This window comes from Colwellia sp. (assembly GCF_013215345.1).
Taxonomy (GTDB): Bacteria; Pseudomonadota; Gammaproteobacteria; order Enterobacterales; family Alteromonadaceae; genus Colwellia.
Genome location: NZ_JABSOV010000228.1, coordinates 1 through 2924, shown reverse-complemented (window position 1 = coordinate 2924; position 2924 = coordinate 1). Strand labels below are relative to the sequence as shown.

Here is a 2924-nt window from a genome sequence, read left to right as displayed (position 1 = left end):
TTTGATGAATTTGGTGAAACAGCCCCTTACTCTGTAGATTTTTCTGGTGCAAGTTCAGTTAACGTAAGCACAAGTTCAATTCCAGAGCCGACATCTGCGGCATTATTAATGTTAGCGGGTTTAGCCTTTGCTAATAGCCGTCGTAAAGCTAAGTAACTCCTCAAGTTAACCGCTGAGTTGACACCTAACTTAACATTTAAGTTAACGCCTAAATATGCAATGTATTTAGCAATAAGAAATGTATTTTATTAACCGAGGAAGTTGTTTGGGCAGCTTTCTTGGTTCATCGATGCACCTACCTGAAAACTATAAAAACTAATATAAATCAATTAAAAAAATTAATTAAAAACAACAAAAATTGAAACAGGTCTCACAATGAAAATATTACCTAAAAAGTCGCTACTTGCTAGCGCACTATTACTGTCGATGAATATCGCCAATGTACAAGCTGTAGAAATGTGTGGCGAGAAAACATTGCCTCGTCAAGGCGAAGTTCCAGCTAACGAAATGCACTGTATTACCGATTATGGCCATTACTTATTTGTCGATGTTCCTTATGATAATAGCGATGTAACCATTACTACTTCTGGTGGTACTTTTACTGGCTCTGATGCTGATATAAGCCTTTACCCAGGTACTTGGTGGGGAGACGGCGATGTTGAAGCGAGTAGTAGCAACCCTGAGAGCAACGATGAGAGTATTTCATTTGTATCACATGCTGGTAAACGTTACTTCCACATTGGTGGCAACATTCAACAAACCAGTATAATTGTTAACATTAGCGGTGGTGATATTCCAGAGCCGCCAGCACCTATGGGTGATTATATTGTTTACCCAACCAGTACATTTGTTGAAGTACCTGCTGCCCTTATTAGCTCTAAAGACCAGTATGGCGCTACTGTTACCAGTATTTTAGCTACAAGCTATAGTGGCTTTTCAGCAATTGCTGGCGCTGATGAAGACCCTATTACCGATGTAGCAGCCGCTATTCATTATCTTGCTGAAGCAGATGATTTAGCCGATCCGGATCTAAACCAATTATTATACTTTTTGGCCTCTTATAAATATTATGCTGAGCAGATGACGGACTCAGAAGCACAAGCTTTAAGTACTGCATTATTAGCCGTTACCCAAATGACCGATTTTGTCAGCCCTGCGGGCAGCGTCATACAAGAAGGTTATGCTTATGCATTAACAAACTTAGAGCGCTACTCTGGCGCGGTATTTTATAAAGATCAGTTACCACATTTATTAGGCCTTATTCAATACTACTCATTACAAAGCAATCCATTTTCCATCAGCAATGGCGGCGATACCACTATGGCATTAATGGGTGCTATAGCTTCTGCCGCTTATTATGGTGATGCTGCGGTTAAAGCCACATATAACGAAAATATGTTAGAGGTATTATCGGTGATGCGCTCATTTGTATTTTTAGGTGAAACTTCACTTGATATGCGCTGGTCTGGGGAAGATGACAGAAAATGGATAATGCCTCATTCTTTTAATGCCATGGGTAAAATTTCAACTGTTGCTACCGATGAAGCCAAAACACGTTTTGACAGCACTATCTTAGAAGCACACGGTAAAGTCATTGCTGACATTTCACAAGAAACGGCGAGTATTATTGTGACTAAGAACTACTTAGAGAATGCCGGGCGTAGCTGTGGAGAAGGCGATGCCTTATTTGGTAGCTGTATTGTGCCACCTAACGTAGAAGATATTTTAACGGTAAGCCATGCTTGTACTGATAACATTACCATACGTGCACAAGGTACAATTAGCCCAGCCACTCTTGCGCAATCATGTGCTGATATGGCACTACAAGAAAGTGAATTTCATGCCTTCTTTAATACTGCAGGCACACCTGTTGCTGGCGATTTAAATGAGCACATTGAAGTCGTTGCCTTTGCTAGCCCTGAAGATTATGAAAAATATGCCGGCGAATTTTTTGGCATAAGTACTGATAACGGTGGTATGTATTTAGAAGGCACACCAACAGCTGAAGGTAACCAAGCACGTTTTATTGCCATGCAATGCCCTGACTCTTGGCTTGGTGGTTCATGCCAGTACATTGATCAAATATATAACCTAAGACATGAGTTTACTCATTACCTTGATGGTCGTTATATAAAATCAGGTTCATACGGTTCATTTGACTATAACGTTGCTTGGTCTGAAGGCCTAGCGGAGTATATGGCCATGGGTAAAGATCATACCCGTACCTTAAACACCTTAAAAGGTGAAACCATCCCCCCTTTATATAACATCCTATTTATGAGTTATGAGTACGATAATTTATATCAATGGGGTTATTTTGCCATGCGTTACTTAGCTGAACAGCATAAAAGCGAGATGGAGCTAATTACCGCGGCCTTACAAGCAGGCAATAATAATGCCTATGTAACGGCACTTAAAGGGGTTGTACAACGTACAGAGTCAGGCTTTGCAGCATACATGCTGGAAAATTCTGAAACAGTAGCGCCAACAGCAGCACAAATACCCGCGGCTGATACCATTGGCAGTTGTAATTTAGTCCAGCAATATGCGCGCTATTTTGATGCCAGTAAAACTAACTTTACCTTTACTAATACTACCAATACACCAGTTTCACTATTCTGGATAAATAGTACAACGGGTAAAACTAACTTTGGCAAAAACTATAAAACCTTAAACCATGGCGATACTTACACATCAACAAGTTGGACAGTAGGCGATCGCATGATGTTAAGCGATAACAACATGAATTGTTTGGGTGTTGCGGTAATGGCAGCAGATGATAATACTTTCACCATTGAAGCTGATTTAGTGAAAGATGTTATTGTTGAGGAAATTCCTGCATTAAACCAAATGGGCAGTTGCGAGTTAGCACAAGCTCATTTAATCATGAACGAATCACATGAATTCACCATTACCAATACCTC

2 protein-coding genes are annotated in these 2924 nt (G+C 40.3%); both read left to right on the top strand.

Annotated features, from left to right (window positions below):
- The first annotated feature begins 78 nt into the window (after positions 1 to 78).
- A complete protein-coding gene (mprA, locus tag HRT50_RS18920) occupies positions 79 to 156 on the top strand; it encodes an MprA protease, GlyGly-CTERM protein-sorting domain-containing form (protein WP_367238888.1) in 78 nt (25 codons plus the stop codon).
- 219 nt (positions 157 to 375) lie between these two features.
- The coding region (locus HRT50_RS18450) for a collagenase (RefSeq protein WP_291617235.1) at positions 376 to 2924 on the top strand (2549 nt) is incomplete at its 3' end.